The following is a 5,787-nucleotide window of genomic DNA, read 5'->3' as shown; positions in this document are numbered from 1 at the left end:
CCCCCGAGACCGCCGCCACCCCCCGCTCCCAGGCCGGCTGGCGCCGCCTGGAACGCACCCCGGGCTTCCGCGCCCCGCACAGCTGGCAGGGCTGAGCCCCGAAGCCGAGAAGGCCCCGCACCCTCCAGGGTGCGGGGCCTTCCGCATGCCGCGCCTCGCCGACCCGCGATGCCGCGCCTCGCCGACCCGCGATGCCGTGCGTCGCCGGCCCGCGTACGCGAAGGCCCCCGTGTCGTCGGACACGGGGGCCTTCGGCCGGTTCGGGCCGCCGCTACCGCAGGCGGGCCATCAGCGCGTGCTCGACGAGCGTGATGAGCGCGCTCTTGGCGTCCGCGCGGTGGCGGGCGTCGGTGGTGATGATGGGAGCGTCCGGGCCGATCTGCAGGGCCTCGCGGACCTCCTCCGGCGTGTACGGCTGGTGGCCGTCGAAGCCGTTGAGGGCGATCACGAACGGCAGGCCGCTGTTCTCGAAGTAGTCCACCGCGGGGAAGCAGTCCGCCAGGCGGCGGGTGTCCACGAGCACGACGGCGCCGATGGCGCCGCGGACGAGGTCGTCCCACATGAACCAGAAGCGGTCCTGGCCCGGGGTACCGAAGAGGTACAGGATCAGGTCCTGGTCCAGCGTGATGCGGCCGAAGTCCATGGCGACCGTGGTGGTCGTCTTGTCCCCGGTGTGGGTCAGGTCGTCGATCCCGGCGGAGGCGCTGGTCATGACGGCTTCGGTGCGCAGCGGGTTGATCTCGGAGACCGCGCCGACGAACGTGGTCTTGCCCACGCCGAAGCCACCCGCCACCACGATCTTCGCGGAGGTGGTGGAGCGAGCGGGAGCCGCTCCGCCGTTAGAGCTTGCGAAGTCCACTGAGCACCCTTTCGAGCAGTGTCACATCTGGCTGGCCGCCGGCAGACTCGTCGCCGCCGGGCTGGTGAATGGCGACAAGGCCCGCCTCAGCCAGGTCGGCGACGAGGATGCGGGCGACACCAAGAGGAATGGAGAGAAGTGCCGAGATCTCCGCGACGGATTTGATCTCCTGGCACAGGCGGCAGATGCGCTGGTGCTCGGGCAACTGCCCTTGCAGACGCGCGGGATCCGCCGTGGTACTGACCAGCGCCTCGATGGCGAGCTGGTAGCGCGGCCGGGTACGGCCGCCGGTCATCGCGTACGGACGCACCAGCGGGTTGTGGGCCTTGGGAGCCGGCTGCCGGGAAGCGCGCGGAGGCTGCTGCGCCGGCATGGAGGGCTGCTGAGGCTGCTGGGGTTGTCCGTACGGCTGTTGCTGGTACGGGTTGTGCTCCGGCATGGGCCGGCTGGGAGCGGAGGGGAAGTTGAAGCGGTTCTGGTCGTGCCCACCCTGCGGCTGCTGCTGCGCGCCGCCATAAGGATGTCCTCCGGGTGTTGTCACGTTTCCTCCTCCGACTCCAAGAACGCAGTACTCCCTGTGGAACCGCGCCACCGCACCCTACGGTGCGATGGCGCGAAACACACTGCCTGTCTGTTAGTTGAGAAGACTTCCCTGCAGCTCCGCACGCAGATCCGGGGTGAGGACACTGCCCGCTCGGTCCACAAGAAGGGCCATCTCGTAGCCCACGAGGCCGATGTCGCACTCGGGGTGCGCCAGCACTGCGAGGGAGGATCCGTCGGAGACGGACATGAGGAAGAGGAATCCCCGGTCCATCTCGACCACGGTCTGGTTGACGGCGCCGCCCTCGAAGATACGGGAGGCTCCGGCGGTCAGCGAGGTCAGACCGGAGGCCACGGCCGCCAGCTGATCGGCGCGGTCGCGCGGAAATCCGTCGGACATCGCCAGCAGAAGGCCGTCGGCGGAGACCACCACCGTGTGCGACACCCCGGGGGTGTTGTCCACGAAATTGGTGATCAACCAGTTCAGGTTCTGCGCCGCCTGGCTCATCGCGCTCACACTAACGCTCCTGGTCATAGCTGTTACTTGACTGCTCGGAACCCGCGTTGCGTCCCTGCTGGACACCCCGCCGCAGGTTGCTCAACCTGCCGCGGACGTCCTCCGGGGCGCGGGAGACCTGGGGGCCTCCCTGCGGGGTCGTCTCCGCTGCGCCCTCGACCAGGTTGGCCTTGGGCACCCGCCGAGGCAGACCGGAGGGGGTTACCCCGCCCGCCTTCGGCTCACGGAGTTTGGCGGCCTGCTGCCAGCGCTCGTCGTTGCCCGAGCGCCAACCGCCGCTGCCATCCGTGCCTTCCGTCTCCCGCTCCGGCGCCGCGGGCTGCTGCTGACGCGGCGGCCGCTGCTCGAAGAGGGATCCGGGGGACTCCGCTTCCTGCTGTGCCGGCTGCCACTGCTGCTGGCTGCCGCGGCGCGGCAGGCCCGCTCCGGTCATCGTGTGACCGGTGTCCGCAGCGGTGCCCGAACGGTCGAAGCCTACGCGCTCCGGGGCCTGTTCGGGTACGGCAGGCGATTCCGATTCGGTGCCGTAGTCCTGCTCGTACGCGGGCTGGTAGGAGTTCTGCTCCGGCCACTCGGCCTGCTCCGACCGGGCCTCGTAGCCGCCGTCGTAGGACTGCTCGGCCTGAGGCTGCTCCTGGTAGCCGACTTCCGCATAGCCGTAGTCCTGCTGCTGGTAAGCGTCGAAGCCCTGCTGCGGCTGCTGTGCCTCGTAGGGGGACTCGTAACCCTGCTCGGGCTGCTGCTCGTAGCCCTGGTACGGCTGGTACCCGTGTTCAGGCTGGGGTTCCGGATAGCCGGCCTGACCGGCCTGACCGCCCTGAGGGGCCTGGCCGTCGTACGGCGGCTGCTGGCCCTGCGGGTAGCCGCCCTGGGCCTGGGCCTCCAGCGCGGCACGGCGCTCCTCGCGGACGAGGGAGCGGCCGACCGGGTCGAGTTCGCCTCCGGAGGAGCCCGGCTGGTCGTAGCGCGAGTCGTCGAAGCCGAGCTCGGCCGCCGTACGCATCGGAGCGGGCTGCTGGGCCTGCTGCTGCGGGATCATCGAGGAGACGGTGAAGTCGTCGTCCGGGATGCCCTCGCCGCCGCCACCGTGGGTGATGGCGTCCGGGAGCATGATCAGCGACGTGGTGCCGGCCGCCTCGCCCGACGGGCGCAGCTGGACGCGGATGCTGTGGCGGTCCGCCAGCCGGCCGACCACGAACAGACCCATGCGCTGCGAGATCGCGGCGTCCACGGTCGGCGGGTTGGCGAGCTTGTGGTTGATGTCCGCGAAGTCCTCGGCGGTGAGACCGATGCCCTTGTCGTGGATCTCGATCATCACGCGGCCGTCCGGCAGACGGGTCGCGTTGACGCGGACCTTGGTCTGCGGGGAGGAGAACGTGGTGGCGTTCTCCAGCAGCTCGGCGAGGAGGTGCACGAGGTCGGTCACGGCCTGGCCGTGGATCTCGGCGTCCGAGACGCCGGAGAGCTCGATGCGCTCGTACTGCTCCACCTCGGAGGAGGCGGCGCGCAGGACGTCGACGAGGGGCACCGGCTGGTCCCAGCGGCGGCCCGGCTCCTCACCCGCGAGGATGAGGAGGTTCTCGCCGTTGCGGCGCATACGGGTGGCCAGGTGGTCCAGGCGGAAGAGGTTCTCCAGCTGGTCCGGGTCGGCCTCGTTGTTCTCCAGGTCGGTGATGAGGGTCAGCTGGCCCTCGATCAGCGACTGGTTGCGCATGGAGAGGTTCGTGAAGATTGCGTTGACGTTCCCTCGCAGGAGCGCCTGCTCGGCGGCGAGCCGGACCGCCTCGCGGTGGACCTGGTCGAAGGCGCGGGCGACCTCGCCGATCTCGTCCGCGGAGTCGATCGGGATCGGCTGCACGCGGGTGTCGACCTTGCCGGGGTCGGTGCGCGAGAGCTGGTCGACGAGCATCGGCAGGCGCTGCTCGGCGATGTCGAAGGCGGCGGAGCGCAGGCGGCGCATCGCGCGGCCCATCTGGCGGGCCATGAGGCCCGCGAGGATGAAGGCGGCGAGCAGGGCCACGACGACGATGGCGCCGTTGGTGATGGCCTCGGTGCGGGCTTCGTCGGAGACCGCGACGGCGTCCTTGACGGCCTTGTCGAGGAGTTCCTTCTCGACCTCGTCGTAGCCGTCGAACTTCGCGGTGGCGGCGGCCTGCCAGGCGGCGGGCGTGGTGCCGTTCTCGGCCAGCGTCTTCTTGGGCTGGCCGCTGGCGATCGCTTCGGTCATGCCGGTGAGCACGGAACCGTTGGCTCCCGCCGGCGGCGGCACGAACTTGGCGCCGGCCTGCTCGGCCTGGCGCTTGGCCTCGGTGAGCCGGGCCTCGCCCGCCTTGGACTTCGCCGCCATGACCTCCTTGAGGCGGTTCACGTCCTCCTCGGTACCCGCCGCGACGTACTCGCCGATGGCGATTTCCTCGAGGTAGGCGTAGGAGGAGAAGGCGACGATCTGGCCCTTGCGTATGTTCTCGTCGGGGTTCGGGCGCACGAGCAGGTGGGTGCCGACGGAGCGCTGCAGCGAGTTCGCCGCCTTGGCGAGCTCGATCGCGTAGACCATGCGGCCGTACGAGGTCACGTTGCCGGTACCGAGGCCGAGCTCGTTCGAGAACTGCATCAGGTAGTGCTCGACGAGCACGTAGCCCTCTTCAGTCGGGATGGGTCCCGGCTGGCCGCCCTGGAGGTTCTTCTTCGCGGTTTCGAGTGCCTGCTGGTAGGCCTTCTCGCGGACCTGCGTCAGCTTGGGCTCCTCCGCGCGGAAGAGCTCCAGACGACGTTCCATGCCCTGGTTCTCGGGCAGGTCCTTGACGGCCTGGTCGAACTTCACCTTGGCCGCGTCGGTCGTCCCGCGGACCTTGGTGATGACGTCGTTCTTGGCGTCGCCGTTCAGCAGCGGCTCGGCGGTGAGGTCACGCTCGTTGAGCAGCGCCTGGCTGTATTCCGAGGCGGCCTGGACGACCCGGGCGATCTTCTCGGCGTCCTTGGCCTCGTTCCAGGTGTCGATGGAGCCCTTCACCTGGAAACCGCCCATGACCAGCCCGACGAGGGCGGGCACGAGCAGGATCGCGTTCAGACGGGTCGGCACGCGCCAGTTGCGCGGGGAGAACCTGCTGGTGCTCCCGCTGCTCACGGGCGGGCCCACGGGAACGTCGACCGGCGACGCGGCCGCTCGCGGCGGCGGGGTGAAGTTGCCGCGCGCGGGTTCATCCGCGGGGCTTGCGTTGCTTCGCCTCACTCGACCAACAACCTCTCGGCGGTACTACTAGCTAGTTCGTTGAATTCCAGCACGGTTAACGGCCGTGTTCCAAACAGTTGAATCCGACGATTCTCCGAGACCTACGCCTCACATAAATCGGACATAAAGAGCTTCCTGCGGCAAAAATAGGGGGAGTTGTGCGCGTAGCGGCACCAACCGAACGCGCCGAGTCGCCAACTGCCGCCAATTCTCTGTCGAAACGTTATGAACCAAAGGGGCGGGCCGTGTCGTAGGACACAGCCCGCCCCTTCGGCGGCAGTTGAAGCGGTGTTACTTGAGCCGCGCCATCAGCGCGTGCTCGACGAGCGTGATGAGCGCGCTCTTGGCGTCCGCGCGGTGGCGGGCGTCGGTGGTGATGATCGGGGCGTCCGGGCCGATCTGCAGGGCCTCGCGGACCTCCTCCGGCGTGTACGGCTGGTGCCCCTCGAAGCCGTTGAGCGCCACGACGAACGGCAGGCCGCTGTTCTCGAAGTAGTCCACGGCCGGGAAGCAGTCCGCCAGGCGGCGGGTGTCCACGAGCACGATCGCGCCGATGGCGCCGCGGACGAGGTCGTCCCACATGAACCAGAAGCGGTCCTGGCCCGGGGTACCGAAGAGGTACAGGATCAGGTCCTGGTCCAG

The 5,787-nt window shown here is 69.3% G+C and carries 5 protein-coding genes and 1 pseudogene; 1 reads left to right on the top strand and 5 read right to left on the bottom strand.

Translation table 11 applies throughout. The features are described from left to right. Window positions 1-95, top strand: a pseudogene (locus ACIQ5Y_RS39740) (acyl-CoA carboxylase subunit epsilon); the annotation flags it as partial. 176 nt (window positions 96-271) lie between these two features. Here the strand turns inward: ACIQ5Y_RS39740 and ACIQ5Y_RS39735 are convergent. From ACIQ5Y_RS39735 to ACIQ5Y_RS39715, 5 genes are all read right to left on the bottom strand, one after another. Then, complete coding sequence (locus ACIQ5Y_RS39735; protein WP_073911148.1) at window positions 272-859, bottom strand: ATP/GTP-binding protein; 588 nt, start codon at window positions 857-859, stop codon at window positions 272-274. Continuing rightward, window positions 840-1,400: a DUF742 domain-containing protein gene (locus ACIQ5Y_RS39730; RefSeq protein WP_403892432.1), complete on the bottom strand. Its 561-nt coding sequence runs from the start codon at window positions 1,398-1,400 to the stop codon at window positions 840-842. The genes ACIQ5Y_RS39735 and ACIQ5Y_RS39730 overlap by 20 nt, the downstream gene beginning before the upstream one ends. Before the next feature lie 93 nt (window positions 1,401-1,493). Continuing rightward, window positions 1,494-1,907 (bottom strand): roadblock/LC7 domain-containing protein, encoded by a 414-nt coding sequence (locus ACIQ5Y_RS39725; protein WP_030037347.1) that lies wholly within the window; start codon window positions 1,905-1,907, stop codon window positions 1,494-1,496. Window positions 1,908-1,917: 10 nt separating this feature from the next. Further along, window positions 1,918-5,145: a nitrate- and nitrite sensing domain-containing protein gene (locus ACIQ5Y_RS39720; protein ID WP_403892430.1), complete on the bottom strand. Its 3,228-nt coding sequence runs from the start codon at window positions 5,143-5,145 to the stop codon at window positions 1,918-1,920. A gap of 291 nt (window positions 5,146-5,436) precedes the next feature. Beyond that, window positions 5,437-5,787: GTP-binding protein (locus ACIQ5Y_RS39715; RefSeq protein WP_403892427.1), on the bottom strand; the 351-nt coding region annotated here is incomplete at its 5' end.

This window comes from Streptomyces sp. NPDC096339 (assembly GCF_044762985.1).
In the GTDB taxonomy this organism is placed as follows: Bacteria; Actinomycetota; Actinomycetes; order Streptomycetales; family Streptomycetaceae; genus Streptomyces.
Note: the sequence above shows the minus strand (reverse complement) of the source record. Positions and strands in the feature narration are given on the sequence as shown.

What these genes read in the sequence shown, in the direction of transcription:
- ACIQ5Y_RS39725 (WP_030037347.1), bottom strand. Translation starts at nt 1,907, where the DNA reads ATGAGCCAGGCGGCGCAGAACCTGAACTGGTTGATCACCAATTTCGTG.